Genomic DNA, 18776 nt, shown 5'->3' with positions numbered 1-18776 from the left:
CTTAGTGTGATGTATAATTTAATGGGAATTCATGTGCTTCACTTTTCTGTATATATCAATTATGCCCTGGCCTAAGTTTCCTAGCAAAGGAAAATTCAAACATTTTCCAATTGAGCTTAATTTTTTATCCTCTTGCCAACTTGCTTTTATATGCTCTGGCAACTGAAAATAGTATTTCCACCATATCTCAAACTTCACAGTCATCTCATTCCAAGGCTTACCGCCTGTATAATGAATGGTACCATGACTTTGAACTTCATCCCAATCTTCCTCAGTATAGCGCTTTAAAAATGTTGGTTTAAATTGGGGAAGAAAAAATGTTCGAATGCTGTTATATTTTGGCTTTAATCCTAATACCTTTCCTTTTGTGTGGATATTTAAAACATCTTGATCTGGAAATTGCAAATACGGCACTTTTAATCCATCAATCAATTTCTTAGATAACCCATCCTTCCTCATCTGATCTAAGTTCATAACTAAAAATCCAGAATTAAAGTAATAACCTGGTTCACAGCCAATTTCCTTTAAATATGATACTTGAGAATCAAGAGCTGCCTCATAAACGGCAGCTAAATAATTGTTTCCTAAATTTATATTTTCATATAAAGACCCCAAATCATTCCTGATGATAACATCACAATCGGTATAAATTATTTTATCATGCTCCTTCAACAATTCCGGCAATAATAATCTGAATGATGCAGCGATTGTATAGCGCTCATCAACATATACGCCTTCAAGAGCACCATCTAAATTCAGATAGGTAAATTTCATCCGCTCCGGATTATAAGTATTTAATTTTTCTTGTAAATCCAAGGGTAAATCTTTTGTCAATAGGCAAATTACCTCATACTTATACTTAGGATCTGAATTCTTTAAGATGGAAGAAAGGCAAGTAATAGCAGGAACAAAATAATTTTCTGTAAAAGCTACTACTATAGGGATATATGAATTCATCTATTAATTGTATTACTCAAATATTATTTAATAATCTTTTCAAAAATAAACCTTCCATACATTTTTAGTTTATCTTTTCTGTTCAATAATTTACAGTCCTCAATTTTCCCTATTTTACGAAAGGGCAAATGTTTTATCGCAACATTATAATAATCGTAGACACATTTCTGATATAAGGTATTCCATTGAACTCTGCTTTGACAAAATTCTTCGATCGAGTTTATTGGTTTTTTATATGCTATTTTTCCCAGCATAGAATAGAGCAACGTAATCGCATCGACCTTTTGCTCATACTTTGTAGGATCACTGGATAAATGAATGTCTGAAATCCTAAAATCAAACAGCATATCCTTTGTATTAGCCATCCCATTTTTTGCTAATTTGACAGTAGTAATGGTATCTGTGCCGAACGCAAATGGCAAATTATCAAACTTTTCAGTTTGAATTGCCTTAGTTTTAAACATATAATTTCCTATACATACATATGGAACTCCCTTAACCCAACTATATACATATTCTTCCTGACTGCATCGCTCTGCTAATATTCCATCGATTTCTATAAGATCACCTTGATCATTAATTAATGATATCCTGGATCTAAGCATATCTACCTCTGGATACTTTTCAATCAATTTAACACATTCCTGCGTGAAATTTTTATGATAAATATCATCGTCTGCCGCCAATACTAAATATTCCCCATTTGCATAAGAAATACACTTATTCCACTGTGCAACTAAATCTTTACCTCCTATATTGACTTCATTTCTGAAATAACTTATTCTTGGATCATTATATCTCGAAACAATTTCTTCTAAATTCTGAGGGGAATCATCGTCAACAATAATTAATTCAATATTACCATAACTCTGCCCCAAAATACTTTCAATCGCCTGATCTAAAAATTTCGCCTTATATGCCGGTAGAATAAATGATATAAGCATTATCTATCTTGTCTTTTTAATAAAACTCTTCCCGGAATCCCAACCACTGAGGCTCCTTCCTCTATTACAGATTTTAAAACAATTGACCCGGCTCCAACCCTCACCCCGTCTGCTATTTTTACATCCCCTAGAATCTGAGCCCCTTGTCCTATATCAATATTATTGCCTAAAACCGGCAAACCTCCCTCATCACTTCCTGTATTACCTATACAGCAATTACCATGAATCGTGCAATTCTCTCCTATGATTGCTCTAGGATTTATGATTACAGATCCATAATGTGCTAAGTGAAGCCCAAGTCCAAAACATCCTTTGGGAATAAAAAATCCTAATTTCACTCCCAGTTTGTTTTTCCTCCGAGAATAATAGTAACTGATGATCTTATTCGGTCTTATAAAACTATAATACTCTTCAGATCTCAATGCTTTTAAATAACATCGGATTAAATGTTTCTCTGTGCACAATAACCAATCAATAATATTTTCTTTAGAGAAAAAGGATGGATAATATATCCGATCACCTTTTATATATTGATGCTTACTATAATTTTTATATCTGCTTAACATAGAAATATTTATATCAAACCCATTAATTTAAATCAAATATGCAGAGATCAATATAATGAAGATGCCTTAATATTTAGCGTAACTATTTTTAGTCGAATAATTTATTAAAAGCTAACCCATTTAATGATCTGATCCATAAATATTAAATTAATGAACATCCTGCCTTTCTTTACATGTGAAAACCCTTTTAATAATAATTTCCATGTAAAAGATGGAGAAACCTCATAAGTTAATTTCAGATAGTTTAGCCGTTCCTTCAAATTCATCTCCTTTAAACTAACAAATAGAAAAAGCTTTTTAGCTTGTTTTACTAATAATTTATTAATCTGATCGTCTTCATTATACTTAATCATTCTGATTAACATCCGTAGCGAGTTTTGAATTCGAAAATACTCGCTCTTTAATCCCCATATCGAACCATTCCATAATCTATAGACAGACATTACATCAGGAATATATCCAAATTTCCCCTTTTGCCCGCTTATAAACCAAACAACATAATCGCCTATTCTATCTGTAAAAATACGTTCATCGAATTCCAGATTATTTCTAAACATCACCGATGGAGTATGCATGAAATTCCCGAATTCTGCCAAATAATGAATATCCCGTTTAAAGGATGTTTCAGAATTATTTAATTCTTCAGGAGTTAACTCACCATTTTCATTTAATACCTGAACTCTATGAAACGCTAAATTACAATCAGTGTTCTCACGAAGAAAGTCAACTTGCTTTTGAACTTTATATGGATCAATCCAATAATCATCACCCTCACAAACTCCTATAAATTCACCCCTTGATATGCCAATTGTAAATAAGAAATTCTTTACAGCTCCCAAATTCTTTTCATTCAAAATATATTTTACATAAATATTTTCTGGAATCACTGTATTTCTTAAATAATTAGTAACGATTTTATCCGTTTCGTCTGGAGACCTGTCATTGGTAACGATTAATTCAATATTGCCATCAAACTTTTGATTCAATACTCCTTCAATTGCCTGAACAATGAACTTATCATGTCCCCATGTTGTCATCACAACCGAAACATCAATTTTTTCTAATTTCTTTTCATCCATGATAAAAATTTAGTTTTTAAATAGGTTAATAAATTTTGGTTTACTAAATGATGTGACACAGAATCATGATAGTTGAAATTGATCTAACATATCATGAATCTCCTCCTTTGTGTTAAACATCATTGCGTCTAATATGGAGAGATTGGGCTCAAACTCCCGGTATCCCTGCTTATAGTCTTTAATTTGTAATTCATGGAAATACATATTGATATCTGCATTGTCATACTTACTCCTATCAAAAAAACTTTTACCACCACTTGGGTTTATATAAGTAAGCTTTGATCCAATGCATTTACAGATATTTAATGCCCATTCGTCCGAATCTTCCGGCTTCTCTATCGTTAAATCCATCTCCGAAAAAATGGAAATCTCCCTTGGCATGTCCAGGTATTTACATATTTCTTCCAAAATATGCTTGTCTAATGATGTGATATCAACAAAATTTTTAGATAATGTCTTCTCTAAAAACTCCATAGTGTCCACGTAATTGGGCGCTATTTTTTTATAAATAGAAAATTGAGCTAAAATTTTTTCTTTCCAAGGTTTTGAATTGTCCAAAACACAATCTTTAATCAAAGTCGACCTACCGTTATCTTTCTTCAGTGGGACTTGAATATACAACCACCCTTCCTTTTGTTTTAAAATTCGATTTCTTTCGATCCAGCCCCTTCTTATAAATTGAACTGTATCTAGTAGGATAAATCGATCAGTATGTTTTATCAAACTGATATATCCTAAATAAGGAAAGAAATATGGTTGCATTATACCTATTTTTTCTCTAAGCATAATGACTTGTTCTTAAGATTTTACTATTAGTGTGTGAGTGTTTAGTTTTGTGTGATTTTCAAATGTTATTCTTCCTTTTATTTCATTTTAACCTATTTATTTTTATTATTAAACTATTATCCCTTTTTAATAATTGTTTGTTTTTATAATCTTTCCGGGTACCCCTACAACGGTGCAGCCATCCGGAATATCTCTATTAATTACTGAACCAGCGCCAACAATAACGCGTTCACCGATTTTTACATTGGGCAGAATTGTACTATTCGTTCCTAAAAAACTAAATTTCCCAATACTGCAATGACCCGCTATCGCTACTCCAGGACAGACCTCAACAAATTCCCCAATTTCGACATCATGTCCTATTGAAGCTATCTGATTTATTAATACGCCTTTTCCAATTTTTACATCATTCGTAATAACTGCATTTAGCATGACATTAACTCCCTCTTCTATGACTACTCCAAAAGAACCAATTCTACTCGTTGAAGATATCAATGAATACGGATTCCCACCGATCCCAACAAATTTATCAAAGCTAGAATACCTCAGCATCGGACCCCCTAATCCCAATACAAAACGCTTATCTTCTTTATCCAAATATGCTCTCGCCTGATCTAATGTCCTTAGAATCCTAAATTCATTATATAACCTATCAGGTAAATCCGATGAAATATCATCGTAAAAAACAATATCTTTTCTACTTTCTTTTTCTAAACTGACTTCTAATACTTCTTTTGCAAAGCCTTTTGCACCGAAAATTAACATGAGCTAATTGTTTTGACTTCTTAAAATTAATCGACAAATCCAATCTACTTCATCATTTGTTAATTCATAATATAATGGCAAACACAATACCCTTCTTGCAATATCATCTGTAATTTCCATGTCAACCGGACTTAAATACGGTAAACTGGAAGAAAGACTTGGATAAAAATACCGCCTAGTAAAAATCTCAAATGAATCCAGTGTAGACTTAATCTTTAATAATAAATCCTCAGATTCTAATACATAAACTAAATATGCACCATTTTGGTTTGAATTTTTATGCCAGACCGGAACTTTAGCCTTTATATTTTTTAGATTTTCTGCATACCTCTCCGTAATTTCCAAACGCCTGGAAATTATCCTTTCCAGCCAATCAAAATTTACCAATCCCATTGCAGCATGTAGCTCAGAATTCTTCCCGTTTAATCCTAAATCCGAAAAACTACTATACCCTGAAATACCAAAATTTCGCATATGGGCAATTTTCTTGAGAAGCTCTGAATCTTTGGTGATAACCAATCCCCCCTCAGCACTATGATATAATTTCGTCGCATGCAAACTGCATGTACTTATATCTCCATATTCAAAAATGGATTTCCCATTCACCTTGACACCAAATGCATGAGCTCCGTCATAAATCACCTTTAGATTATGTTTCTTTGCAATTTTGTCGATAGCTTCAACGTCGCAAGGATTACCATAAACATGAGTGGCTAATATCGCAGAGGTATCAGGACCAATCGCCGCCTCAATCTTTGACGGATCAATGTTCAAAGTATGTGGATCTATATCAACAAACTTTGGCATACAGCCTTCCCATACTATTGATGAAGTCGTCGCTACAAAGGAAAATGGCGTAGTAATTATCTCTCCATTCAATTCCAAAGCTTTTATGGCCAATTGAAGTGCAACTGTACCATTAGTTACATACAATAAATGGTTGACAGAAAGATAATCCTTTAATGTCATCTCCAACTTACTGGCTAATGGCCCCATGTTGGTCAACCAATTCCTAGACCAAATATCATCTAGATACTTCTTATAGTCTTCAATCGGTGGTAAAAACGGCTTTGTGACTGGTATCATTTCTCTTAATTCTTTGGAAAATTACTTAAACAATCTCATTGTTTGACCTAACTAATCAACTAATCTTTTGTTTGTAGGACATCCTTTACAACCTGTAGATATTGATGTCCAAATTTTAAATCCGGCTCTAAATGATTCCCCTCTGCCCATTCATTCCATGATTTTATAAATACAATATGATTATCTGAATCATATTTCTTAACCATGTTCACCGCATTTACCATCGCCTTCTTAAATAAGGCTGGAGTAGAATTATGGAGTACAAAACCATTTAAGCCACTCCTTGGACTGTTATCCCAATTTGGAATTACCGTAGGGTAATAAATATTACCTTTCGAATCCTCCGTAAATTCTTGAATGGCATCTTTATAGTTGTAAATCCTTGTTGGTTTTTTGAATATTTTCTTGTAATATTTATTTAATCGACTGGTCTTTGCCCTACGATATAGGTCAACAAATTTATTTGCAGATTTTAAATAAGAATCCTTCGTATGAACTGCAGGCGTCAAGGCGTCGAAACCGTATTTCTTCGTATCCCAATCCGGATCAACATTGGTAGCAACTAAATGAATTCCTTCAAGGTCATTCTCTTTTGCCAACCTTCTGAATGTTGAAACAAACAAGTCCAAATCAGGAATTTCCATTGGCTTGTACACCATAAATAAAGGTTTACCATCAACTTTGAAATAGCGATTATCTTTAAAGGCAGGCAATATAGCATTGAAATGATCAATATAATCTTGTTCTCCTGGATAAACCTGTTCCATTAAAACTGTTTTTGGATTACCATGCCAAATGCCACTCCAAGACTCATTTGCCCATGCCAAACAAAATGGAAAATCTGGACTTTTACTCTCCAAAACCTCCTGAAAAGGACGCTCTAATATCCTTTTACCATTTCCAAACCAATAATGCCAATAACAAAATGCCGAAATACCATATTCCCTCGCCAGATTGGCCTGCGCTTCCCGTGTTTCAGGTACCCGCAAATCATAAAAACCTAAATCAGCTGGAACATGAGGCTGATAATGACCATCGAACATCGGCTTGGCTTTCGCAACATTCGTCCATTCGGTAAATCCCTTACCCCACCATAGATCATTCTCCGGAATTGGATGAAATTGAGGAAGATAAAAAGCAATCGCTTTAACACTTTTCATAAAAATAGTTAACTATGAGTTATGTGTAATTAATTAATAGTATAGCTAACCAGTGTGAATTTTAGAAAAAAAACTGCTTTCTCTCAACCAATTTATTATACCTATATAATAAACCTAAAATCTTTTTCCAAAAAAACAATGTGTTTCCAAAAATCGCACCTGGAAGCTTTAAATATAAGAAAAATAGCTTATAAAGGCCGATAACCTTATCATCTTTAACCACTTTTTTAATGGAATAAGCAAAGTTTTTTCGAAAATATCGATCATTCTCTACGGACACGTTAATTAGCTTCGCATTGTAAAACTGTTTTAGGATCCCAAAATTATCCAATGCTTTAAATTCTCCGTCAATTCCTTTTATATATTCATCCAATATGAAAAATAAATCCTCAATCCTTTTCCTTTCATTTTTCGAAGAAATCGTAACTGAACCTGGAGTCATTCGATACCTATACGTATATGGATAATGAAAGGCTATAGTCTTTATATGCATCCTCAATTCATAAATCCATAAAGCATCTTCATTTACAATCCCTTCCTTAAAATATAATTTATTCCTTTTTAATAAATCCGAACGGATTAATTTATTACATGGTGATATTGGTAAACTGTTGAATGTGATGGACCGTACCCAATACTTATTATTGGAAAAATCGGGAAAGCCTTTTTTAGATATGCATAAATCATTAATCAACATTTGATTTTCACATAACATCTCCCCTTGCACCAAATCAACCTCCGGATGCAAATAAACATGGCAAACAAGTTCATCTATACAAGTCGCTGTGATCGTATCATCACTGTCCATAAAGTATAAATAATCCGAATTGCTCGAAATAACCCCTTTGTTCCTTGCCGCAGACGCTCCTTTATTCTCCTCATTTGACAACAGTTTGAAATCTATATTTCCAGAATAATTACTGATTAACTCCTGCAACATCCCATAGCTCCTATCAGAACTTTTATCATCAACAAAAATGCATTCAATAAATGCATAATTCTGCCCACAGACAGAGTCAAAACATTCCCTTATATAGGTCTCAACATTATATACTGGAATTATAATTCCAACTTTAATCATAAATAGAAAAATATAAAGTAAAAATAACTAAAAGTATAAATATATACTAATAATATTATTTTTTCTTAATACATTATATTTTATCTATTTTCAGTAATTGTGCGAAGTAAATTATTGGGAACCAAATTCTTAAGCAAAAGCCTTATTTGATAATTTAAATAGAAGAACCAGCCCTTAATTCCAAAGGAACAAAATATAGCCCTCAAAGATTCTTCTGCTAATTCTGATCTATATCTCTTGATAGCATTTAAGAACTGCCTTTCTTTCGACCATCCTAAATTTCTTTCTATAATTAGATCGCTGAATATTTTGAAAAATTTATCCGTAGCTTCAACCTTCTCTTTTAAATTCTCCTTAGATCCGGATGTGCTATTCTCAAATACACGAATGATAACCTCCGACTCCTTTAAAAATATAAATCATTGAAATCACTCATTTTTATCAAAAACAGATCATCAGTATGCCAGGCCAAAGGAAAAATATCAAAACCTACTTCATGATATTTTTTCGTTCGAAAAATATGCTCACTCAAACTACTGTTGAGACCACCTGCCAATTTTCTTCTGATTAAATCAAAACTATTATAAAATCCCGTAGAGAACCCTTCATAAAACCTCTGTTCCGAACCATTTATAAACTTTAAACAGTTATTCATCTTCAGAACATTTACTTCTTCATTGAGATCAGGCAAATTTTTATAAAATTCTTCCACAAAATTCTCCCCAATTGAATCATCATCACCCAATATCTGAAACCATTCCTCACTAACTTGCTCTAGAATACGAGACCATTGCAATGCTAGATTCTTGCCTCCCAAATTATCTTCGTATTCGTAATATTCATATTGTGATGGGTTCAGGTAATTTTCTATAATAGAAATCGGATCAACGGGGCTCGCGTCGTTTCCTATATAAACTTTAAAATCCTTACTGGTCTGACATGAAATGGATTTTATGCAATCTTCAAAAAAATCAATTTTGTAATATGGAATTACAATAGCTAATTTATTCATATAAGAACTTTAACTTTCTGAAACATTACCTTTAGTCCTAGCTTCAAAATATAGAAATAGTTGGTCGAGAATTCCCTGCAAACCACTAATGGCCACTTCCAATTTGCATAACCTAATTGAACAATTCCTTGAACAAGGATTAACCCCATAATTCCAAAAGAGAAATACTTAAGAATGATAAAATCGCCTACAGCAACAAAAATTCCAGCAATGATGGATGATTTAAAGAACGGAACCTCATTCTTCGTCACTATCAGCGTCGCAAAATTCGAATGGTTATTTTCCAATAACACAACCAAACAATACACTAGCATAATTGGCACTGCCGGAAGCACGGCATTAGACCCTATAAATTTCAATATGATAGGCCCTAGGAAAATCAAAATAGTGGATCCGATAATAAATAGCAATAAATAAACGATAATCGTGAACGAAAAAGTCCCCAATAGCTCTGCCAGTTTATTTGAAATCCTTAAATAAGAAAAAGTCGGATTATAACTGCTAAAAAGAGTACCTGATACCATAGAAATTATTCCAACTAATTGAATCAACAACCCATAAGAAGCAACCTCTTCACTACTTAAAAATAATCCCGCCAAAAACATACTCAAATTATTAATGGCATATGCTGAAACGATAACCAAACCCAACTTACTCGAGTTATGCCATAGCTTATTAAACAACTCCTTACTCAATACCTTATCAATTTTAACCTCTCTAATCTTTTGGAGAAATTCTTCGTCATAAAAAAAACGATATGAAATATATCGATAGATCAACGAGGACGCCAAACTTGAAAGAACGACACCCAGCAATCCAAAACCTAGAAGTAGCAAAGTGATTGAAAATAGAATATAAGTAGCCTTTGATATTATAGCGGAAATTCGAGCCTGTTTAATCAAGCCCCTACCTATTAACAGGGAGTCAAAATATGAAAAGTAAAAACTTAAAAAAATCGACACGATTGTAGTTGCCCAAATCCAGATAACATGATCAACCGTCTGAAAACCGTTGGTCACTTCATAGATATACCATGTGCCAAATGTGCTAAGCAGGATAAAGGATGATAACGCAATCCGAAAATACACAGCCTTTGCTGTATAAATCATATTTACCAATAACCTGTAATTTATTTCCTCACCAGACTCAACAGTCTGAATGCCTGTTTTATGGATATTTTGCGCCCCACTAAATACATAGGTTATATTTCTGCCAAATTGAGGCGCAAAGCCGAAATCGAACAGGGCAACCATGGCCCCCAAAGAACCAATTAAATAATTTAAAGCAATCTCATCGGTAGATAGAAGCTTCAATACTAAGGGTAAAATGAATATTCCTGAAGCTAGGCTGAAGAACTGCGCTAAATAACTCCAAACAACATCCTTTTTGGTTAATTTAACGCGCATAAAGTAATATTATGTTTCCGTTTTCTTACGACTACCCTTTATTAAATCGAAAAGAACAGATAATTCTTTTGTCTTCATCAGGTAAGCTGTTCCAAAATAGATGCATAAATATAAGGAAACACCAACTAACAACCTAATTAAATCAATGTTATTTATAAGAAAATAATGGTCTATTAGATAAATTACACTTCCTGTTATCAAAGCTCGTAAAATACTAGGAAATAAATCAGCAAATTGACTTAAAATAGGGTAATTTATAAACCTTGTCGTGTAATATGTATTGATGAATACTGAAATAATATTGATAACAACCCCACCCCAAACTAAACCCATCATTCCAAATCTCAATGATATGATAATAATGACAACGGTTATTATCTTTTTAATTACTTCAATTTTTAAAAACAGATCAGATCTACCTTTAGCCTGAAGTATGTTTAGGTTATAAACATGAATTGGATAAAAAATCCCCGCAATGGATAAGATCTTAAAATATGGTACGGAAGGCAACCACTTTTCCGTTAATAAAAATCGGATTATTGGTTCCGCTAAGACGACCATCATAACAGAAAGCGGAGCAATTAAAAAAATAACAACTTGAATGATGTTCTGATAATACCTTTTTAATGCCTCATCATCGTGGGCAAGTTTTGAAAACAAGGGAAAGGTTACCCGGTTTAAAGCTCCCGCAATATTTGTTATCGGCAATTGCTTAAGAGAATCTGCTCGATTATAATAACCTAGATCCTCAGTAGAAAATTTCTTACCAATAATAATATTATACAGGTTATTAAATATAGTATCCAATAAGGATGAAGCTGTCAACTTGATTCCAAATGAAAAATGATACTTAAATTTTTCCTTATCAAATATAAAAGATGGCCTCCAATCACTGTAAAACCAATATTGTACGGTATATACAAAATTCTGAATTAACGATGAATAAATAAGGGACCAAACTCCATAACCATGCGTAGCAAAATAGATCCCTGTTGCTCCTCCAATAAGCATAGATGGTAATTGAATTTTAAACGCCGTTTGAAACTGCATTTCTTTGACAACTTTTGTAGCTTGAACTGCAGCAAAAGAATCAATAATCAATATTAATGCATAGGTACGCATTAAGGGGGTTAAGACCTCTATATTATAGAAAGCTGAAACGAATGGGGCAATAAAATATATAATGGCATAAAGAATAAGACTTACCCCAAAATTAAACCAAAATACCGTAGACATATCTTTATCGTCTACATTTTGAGTCCGAATTAAGCTATTGGTCAACCCTCCATTGATCAAAACTTGTGCAATTGCCATAATAACTCCGTATAACGCTATCGTACCAAAATCCGAAGGCATTAATACCCTGGCCAAAACCAGGTTAATCCCAAATCCAATTAGCTGTGAACCAAATTGTTCCGCAAAAATCCAGAAAACTCCTTTTGCAGCTTGTTCTTTAAGACTCATTGTCTACAATATCCTAATTAATAATATAAAAAACCTAATTTTATATTACTTACCAAACTCAGCATTTAACATCCTTCTCAAACCCTCTTCCATCGAATACGGTGGAACAAAACCTGATGACATCGCCTTTGTGGAATCATATTTTGTAACCGCACAGAATTTCTTGACCCGAACTGAACTTATCGTTAACTTCTTCCGCGTCAAAAATGCCAAAACGTCAAAACCATATCCACCTAACATGCCTATCCAATATGGAATATGTGTCGTTGGGATCTTCTTCCCAAGAATCTCTCCCGTATGATAAACTAAATCATTCGTCGTAAAATCTGGTTTATCAACGTAATTATAGACGTTGTAACCTTCACGCTTATGCTGAATCAAAAACTCAAGAAAGGAAACAACATTCCCGACATAGGACATCGACTTTTGATTTTTCCCATCTCCGATCATCATAAACTTTCCAGAAGCAATCTGGTTTAATAGATTGAAAACATTCCCCCTATTTCCCTCACCAAATATTACAGTTGGACGTACAACATTGATATTCCAATCTGAATGGGTTTTATACCATTCCTGAAGAACTTGTTCGGCTTCCCACTTACTTTTTCCATAATGGTTAAAAGCATCTACCGGAAAGGATTCATCTGGATTGTCTTTATCCAATCCATAAACAGCTACTGAACTCGTAAAAATAATCCTTGAAACTGAATTTAACTCCATAGCCTCCAGCGTATTTCGCATACCCTGAACATTAACATCATAATACAATGAGGTCGGACTAACATCATCCCTATGCTCAGCAGCCAGAAGTATCACAACATCCTGACCCTTCAAAAGCTCTTTCAGCTTCTGCTTATCAAGTACGTTTGCAATTTTTGTGAGTTGAGGAAAGGTTGAACTTTGTTGTCTGTCAATATTGACAAGGTTTAAGGATGGGGTATCTTTCAGGTTACTAATTAGTTTTGTACCAACAAAACCTGAACCCCCGATTATAGCTATGTTCATTTATAGATTAATAGTTATATTTATTCATCATTGTTACTGAAACGTCACGCTTAGTTTCGGTTTTTTTACCTTCAATAGCCTGAGTTTCCACTGTACTTTTTATTTCGATTGTAGAATCTATTACTTCAATTTCAGCACTTGAAATTTTTGCATTTCGCTTATTTACAAAATAATTGAATATCAACGTAAAGCTAAACCATAATGCAAAATCTAAAATAACAACAACATTATTGCTAATGTATTGAACCATGATGATATTAAAGGCACAAAAAAACAAAGATAGACCTATGATACTCATCATTGCACTTTTATGCGACAATCCTGCGCGAAGTAATTTATGATGTAAATGGCTACGGTCAGCTTTAAATAACGGCAACCCTTTATACCAACGAATAAATATGACACGTGCAACATCAAAAATCGGAACAATCAAAGTTGAAAAGGCAACAACAATTGCACCTTCTGAGAAAGGTTTTATACTCTGATTGTTCATCGCAAAACTGATCGTTAGAAATGCCATGGTATAACCCAATGTCATACTTCCCGTATCACCCATAAAAATCCTTCTCCTACGCTTCGATGCACCAAAAACATTATAATAGAAGAATGAAATCAATATTCCTGTAGTAATAAAGGCTAACAATGCATGTATCCATGCATGATAATAAGCAAACAAAGTCCCCAATACCAGACAGCCTACGCCAACTAAACCAGAACATAACCCATCTAATCCATCAATCAAATTTACCGCGTTTATAACTAATACCACAGCAAAAATTGTTAATGGAATACCAGCCCATGCAGGTAAATAAGTCAAGAACAATAGACCATAAAGATCATTAATCCACAATCCAGCTAATGGAAATAAACTTGCAACTAAAATCTGAGCAACAAACTTCCATTTGTAACTTACGCCAATTAAATCATCTGCAATTCCTATGATGTACAGAATAACCAATCCACATATCAACATAATAAACATGGGAAATACCTCCCATGTGACAATTCCTAAATTGACAAAATTCGTCTTATAAACTAAAACAACCGTAATCGCTAACAAACAACATTGAATAGGAACAAAAGCTACGCCTCCTAATCGGGGGATAATACTTTGGTGAACCTTCCTAGCGTCCACTGGATCAAAAAGACGTTTCCTATAGGTAATAAGCATAATATATGGGATAATAATCTTCCCAAGTAAGATGGCTATTAAGAAAGGAACCAGTAGAATAATAAACTCCATTGAAATTGTTTTTAGAAATAGATAACTTGCTAAAATGATGTTACAACTATTTAACAATCTATTATTAATTGTTGTTTCGATTACTTTGACAGGAACAAATTTAATACATTAATGAACCGCAAACGACTGATTTGAACTACTAAACCTTTATATTTCTTATTTTGTAGCCCAAACCTTACAGTCCAATTTATATGCTTAAACATCTTTTAATGACTACTTTTCTTGCTTTTAGGAAAATAATATGCAGCAAGAAAATCAACAATTTGCGCTCTAAACAACCTTATTTAGATGAATTTACACCCTAATTAACATAGTATTACTCATTTACTACATTAAATAGTTTGAAATTAATATTTTACCCTATAAATTTAATAGTTTTCTTTTTATTAAGCAATTTATTTAAATATTTTCCGCCAAACAGATAGTTTAGCAGGCCTTTGCTCTTCATTAAACAGATCCTCCTCATTAAACTTCAAATCATGCCCTAAGCCTTTGTGAATTCCCCTGTAAATGATACCCCAGTCCGGAAGTCCTCCAAAATTCCTATCATCGATAAATAAATCTGCTGTAAGCTTCCTCGAACCCGAAGAACGATCTTCTTCAGGAAAATTAGAATTATGTGCAAAAAATATTAATCCTTGCTGGGCACAGTAATCTATTGCCTCTTGTAATAAATCACCTTCACGAACAGTCCACATGATGAGGATGTGATGCTCGTTTTGTAACTGCTTCAATATATCAATCGCAAAAGGAATGGGTTTCCCTATTCTCGGATATCGGTGCTCAACGATTGTACCATCAAAATCTACTGCAATTACCATTTTTAATTTTTTTTACTTGCAGTACAAATTTGATTCCACATTCGAGACTGTTGATTAGGTTCAATAAAAATTAAAAATAAATTAATGAACAATTTCCTTCTTACTGCTTCTTTTACAACCTTATTAATAAAATATCCCGTTAACAATAAATTTTTGTTAAAAAGTTACAAAAGCCATAATAATTCAATTAAAATTTAAATGAATAAGTAAAACTATCAAATCACCGATTGAGCTTAATTAACACATATTTTATAACATTCCCCGAACATAATTTTTGATTATTACGTTAGATGATCTTGCAACATACTTGTGATAAACTACAGATTTAATAATTTAGCCCCCGCAAATTTCAGAACTATTCTAATAATTAAACGCTTAAAAAAATGAAAGTATTAAAAACTGCTTTTTTATCTGCTGTAACTATCTTTAGTTTAAATGTTTCGGCTCAAGAAACCGAAGAGGTGGAAATCGTTCAAATTGACACCACTAAAACTTGGACAATTAAAGGTGAAAACACCTTTTTAATCAATCAATCTTCCTTCTCGAATTGGGCAGCCGGTGGTGTGAACTCTCTTGCTGGCAACATTATCCTAAACTATGATTTCAATTACAAAAAAGATAAATGGAGTTGGGATAATAAATTGTTGGCGGCTTATGGTCAAACCTATCAAAAGGAAACTGACTGGCGTAAAAACGATGACCGATTTGCTATTAACAGTTTATTAGGATATCAAGCTGCTGAAAAATGGCTTTATACTTTCTTCTTAAATTTTAATACCCAATTTGCAAATGGTTACGAATACAACAACAATGTTAGAGGTAGAAAACTCTCTGCTCCATTTGCTCCTGCATACTTAAGCTTCGGACCAGGTATTGCATATAAAGAGTCTGATAACTTCAAAATTAACATCTCTCCTGCTTCAGCTCGTTTTATCATGGTAGGCGCAGAAAGTGTGAGGGAAGATTATGGCGTTGATCCAGATAAGTTCTCTAGAAATGAATTCGGAGCTGCATTAGATGCTTATTATAAAGTTGGACTTATGGAAAACATTTCTCTAGAAAATATTTTAAAATTATACTCCAACTACCTTGAAGACCCGCAAAATGTGGATGTAGATTATTTAGCAAATCTTAATTTGGCTGTAAATAAATTCATCACAGTTAATGCTGCCGTACAGCTTATTTATGATGACAATGTAAATGTCCCTAAATCAGACGGCACAAAAGGCCCTGGATTACAAGTAAGACAAATTTTAGGCGCTGGTGTTACTTACAAATTTTAAAAGTCTACAAATCAAAAATCTTAATACGAAAGCGGCCTACAAGCCGCTTTTTCTTTTTTTGATATCCACAGCATAAACTTATCTTTTACAATTTATTGAAACTAATACCCTTAAAATCTGTTTGTTAAATGGTTACCATTTAAAACGATTAATATGGCTCAAATTGTAGCAGAACAATTAGTTGAAATGCTTGTAGAAGCTGGAGTAAAGCGTGTTTATGCCGTTACTGGAGATAGTTTAAATTATTTTAATGAAGCCGTCATGAAAGACGGAAGAATGAAATGGATTCATGTTCGTCATGAGGAAGCGGGTGCCTATGCTGCGACTGCAGAAGCTGAATTAGATGGATTAGCTTGCTGCGCCGGAAGCTGTGGACCCGGACATGTACATTTAATTAATGGTGTTTATGAAGCCCACAGAGCACATGTCCCTTTAATAGTCATTGCCTCTACTATACCTACTCACCAAATGGGTATGGACTATTTTCAGGAAACCAATACTTACAAGTTGTTTGATGACTGCAGTTCTTATAATCAGCTAATTACTACAGCGGAACAAGCTCCAAGAATTATACAATCTGCTATACAACATGCAATTTCTAATAAAGCTGTTAGTGTGATTGGACTTCCTGGGGATGTATCGGAACTGAAGGCAAAAGAATCAATTACTTCAACCCAAATATTTCGTTGTAATCCAATTATCAGACCCAATGACAATGAGCTAAAGCAAATTGCCGACCTCATAAATAAAGCAAAGAAAATCACACTTTATGCAGGCATAGGTGCTATTGGCGCAAGAGAAGAATTGCGACAGTTGGCCCAAAAGCTTAAATCCCCGGTAGGTTATAGTTTCCGTGGTAAAATGAATGCACAATTAGAATCCCCTTTTGATATTGGAATGACTGGATTATTAGGTATACCTTCTTGTTACCAAGCGATGAAAGAAGCTGAAGTTCTTATTTTATTGGGTACAGATATGCCCTATGATGAATTTATGCCTCAGGATAATAAAATTATTCAAATTGACACATCAGAAGAAAGACTTGGGCGTAGGTGCAAATTAGACATTGGAGCTGTTGGGGATATTAAAGAAACTATTAAGGCATTGTTGCCCTTATTAAATGGATGTGAGGATACTGCGTTTTTGGATTCCTTTGATAAATTCTATAAAAAAGTTGAGGAAAATCTGCATCAATATGTTGAGGACAATGGTTCTGAAAATGCAATTCAACCGGAATTTGTGGCTGACATCATCAATACCTATGCGAGTCCGAATGCTATTTTCACAGTGGATACTGGAATGACTTGCGTCTGGGGAGCGAGATATATTCACCAGACCGGTGACCGTAAACTTTTAGGTTCTTTTAACCATGGAAGTATGGCAAATGCTATGCCTATGGCTATAGGAGCTGCACTAGCTCATCCTGAAAGGCAGGTCATTGCAATGAGCGGGGATGGAGGTCTATCCATGATGACAGGCGATCTTGCTACAATCAAACAGTACAACCTGCCAGTTAAAATTATAGTGTTTAATAACCGTGCCCTAGGTATGGTAAAACTTGAAATGCAAGTCGCCGGACTCGTAGACAATCAAACAGATATGATTAACCCCGATTTTGCAAAACTTTCGGAAGCCTATGGAATTCCAGCACTAAATATTCGCAAACCAGAAGAAGTGAGTGGAGCAATTTCAGAAGCTTTAAGAGTGGATGGGCCCTTTTTACTTAATATATTCACGAACCCAAGCGCACTAGCCATGCCTTCACATATAACCCCAAGCCAAGTAATGGGAATGACCGAAAGCATGAGTAAACTAATCCTAGGCGGCCGAATGGACGAAGTATTTGACACGATCAAATCAAACTATAAACACCTAAAAGGAATGTTTTAATTAAATTAAATAGTTTCTTCATCTTGCGATGAAGAATGACAGGCATAACGAGTGTAAGATGTACCGATTTTTTGGGAATTTTTTTACGGCACGCCGCAAAAACTTCCCAAAAAATCGGCCCTTTAAATACATACTCTGTTCTATATCGGCACTTTTGCCTAATATTCAAAATATCCAACCAAATAACACCCACACCGGCTCTTAAGTCTTATGTCTATTGTCTTATGT

Annotated in this window: 17 protein-coding genes; 2 read left to right on the top strand and 15 right to left on the bottom strand. The window is 33.9% G+C overall.

The window, feature by feature from the left end; genetic code table 11:
- Positions 1–18: 18 nt before the first annotated feature.
- The 15 genes from E0Y80_RS12595 to E0Y80_RS12525 all read right to left on the bottom strand — a co-directional run bounded on the left by E0Y80_RS12595 (position 19) and on the right by E0Y80_RS12525 (position 15375).
- Complete coding sequence (locus tag E0Y80_RS12595) at positions 19–957, bottom strand: glycosyltransferase family 8 protein (protein WP_156308029.1); 939 nt, start codon at positions 955–957, stop codon at positions 19–21.
- 23 nt (positions 958–980) lie between these two features.
- The gene (locus tag E0Y80_RS12590; RefSeq protein ID WP_156308028.1) at positions 981–1901 is read right to left on the bottom strand and encodes a glycosyltransferase family 2 protein; all 921 of its coding nucleotides are present in this window, start codon (positions 1899–1901) and stop codon (positions 981–983) included.
- A complete protein-coding gene (locus tag E0Y80_RS12585; protein WP_156308027.1) occupies positions 1901–2467 on the bottom strand; it encodes a serine O-acetyltransferase in 567 nt (188 codons plus the stop codon). Before E0Y80_RS12585 ends, E0Y80_RS12590 begins: the two co-directional genes overlap by 1 nt.
- 104 nt (positions 2468–2571) lie before the next feature.
- On the bottom strand, positions 2572–3546 hold the full coding sequence (locus E0Y80_RS12580; protein ID WP_156308026.1) for a glycosyltransferase family 2 protein: 975 nt from the start codon (positions 3544–3546) through the stop codon (positions 2572–2574).
- Positions 3547–3609: 63 nt separating this feature from the next.
- Positions 3610–4308 (bottom strand): WbqC family protein, encoded by a 699-nt coding sequence (locus E0Y80_RS12575; RefSeq protein ID WP_156308025.1) that lies wholly within the window; start codon positions 4306–4308, stop codon positions 3610–3612.
- Between the two features lie 150 nt (positions 4309–4458).
- Positions 4459–5097, bottom strand: coding sequence for an acetyltransferase (locus E0Y80_RS12570; RefSeq protein ID WP_156308024.1), 639 nt, complete (start codon positions 5095–5097; stop codon positions 4459–4461).
- A 3-nt stretch (positions 5098–5100) separates the two neighbouring features.
- Positions 5101–6183, bottom strand: a complete 1083-nt coding sequence (locus E0Y80_RS12565) for a DegT/DnrJ/EryC1/StrS family aminotransferase (protein ID WP_156308023.1) — start codon at positions 6181–6183, stop codon at positions 5101–5103.
- A 59-nt stretch (positions 6184–6242) separates the two neighbouring features.
- A complete protein-coding gene (locus E0Y80_RS12560) occupies positions 6243–7343 on the bottom strand; it encodes a glycosyltransferase WbsX family protein (protein ID WP_156308022.1) in 1101 nt (366 codons plus the stop codon).
- A gap of 61 nt (positions 7344–7404) precedes the next feature.
- The gene (locus tag E0Y80_RS12555; RefSeq protein WP_156308021.1) at positions 7405–8424 is read right to left on the bottom strand and encodes a glycosyltransferase family 2 protein; all 1020 of its coding nucleotides are present in this window, start codon (positions 8422–8424) and stop codon (positions 7405–7407) included.
- Positions 8425–8830: 406 nt separating this feature from the next.
- Positions 8831–9436 carry a glycosyltransferase family 2 protein gene (locus tag E0Y80_RS12550; protein WP_156308020.1) on the bottom strand — a complete coding sequence of 202 codons (606 nt, stop codon included), beginning with the start codon at positions 9434–9436 and terminating at the stop codon, positions 8831–8833.
- A complete protein-coding gene (gene wzx, locus E0Y80_RS12545) occupies positions 9433–10842 on the bottom strand; it encodes an O-unit flippase-like protein (RefSeq protein ID WP_156308019.1) in 1410 nt (469 codons plus the stop codon). Before wzx ends, E0Y80_RS12550 begins: the two co-directional genes overlap by 4 nt.
- Positions 10843–10851: 9 nt before the next feature.
- Positions 10852–12306, bottom strand: a complete 1455-nt coding sequence (locus E0Y80_RS12540) for a lipopolysaccharide biosynthesis protein (RefSeq protein ID WP_156308018.1) — start codon at positions 12304–12306, stop codon at positions 10852–10854.
- A 45-nt stretch (positions 12307–12351) separates the two neighbouring features.
- Complete coding sequence (locus E0Y80_RS12535) at positions 12352–13311, bottom strand: NAD-dependent epimerase/dehydratase family protein (protein ID WP_156308017.1); 960 nt, start codon at positions 13309–13311, stop codon at positions 12352–12354.
- 7 nt (positions 13312–13318) lie between these two features.
- The gene (locus E0Y80_RS12530; RefSeq protein WP_156308016.1) at positions 13319–14554 is read right to left on the bottom strand and encodes an MraY family glycosyltransferase; all 1236 of its coding nucleotides are present in this window, start codon (positions 14552–14554) and stop codon (positions 13319–13321) included.
- 395 nt (positions 14555–14949) lie between these two features.
- A complete protein-coding gene (locus E0Y80_RS12525) occupies positions 14950–15375 on the bottom strand; it encodes a BT0820 family HAD-type phosphatase (RefSeq protein WP_156308015.1) in 426 nt (141 codons plus the stop codon).
- 383 nt (positions 15376–15758) lie between these two features.
- Between E0Y80_RS12525 and E0Y80_RS12520 the strand changes: the two genes are divergently transcribed.
- Positions 15759–16658, top strand: coding sequence for a DUF3078 domain-containing protein (locus E0Y80_RS12520; RefSeq protein ID WP_156308014.1), 900 nt, complete (start codon positions 15759–15761; stop codon positions 16656–16658).
- Positions 16659–16811: 153 nt separating this feature from the next.
- Complete coding sequence (locus E0Y80_RS12515; RefSeq protein WP_156308013.1) at positions 16812–18548, top strand: thiamine pyrophosphate-dependent enzyme; 1737 nt, start codon at positions 16812–16814, stop codon at positions 18546–18548.
- The last annotated feature ends 228 nt before the right edge of the window (positions 18549–18776 follow it).

The organism is Sphingobacterium endophyticum (assembly GCF_009733535.1).
Classification (GTDB): Bacteria; Bacteroidota; Bacteroidia; order Sphingobacteriales; family Sphingobacteriaceae; genus Sphingobacterium; species Sphingobacterium endophyticum.
The sequence above is the reverse complement of the archived record's forward strand: the minus strand, read 5'-3'. Positions and strand labels throughout refer to the sequence as shown.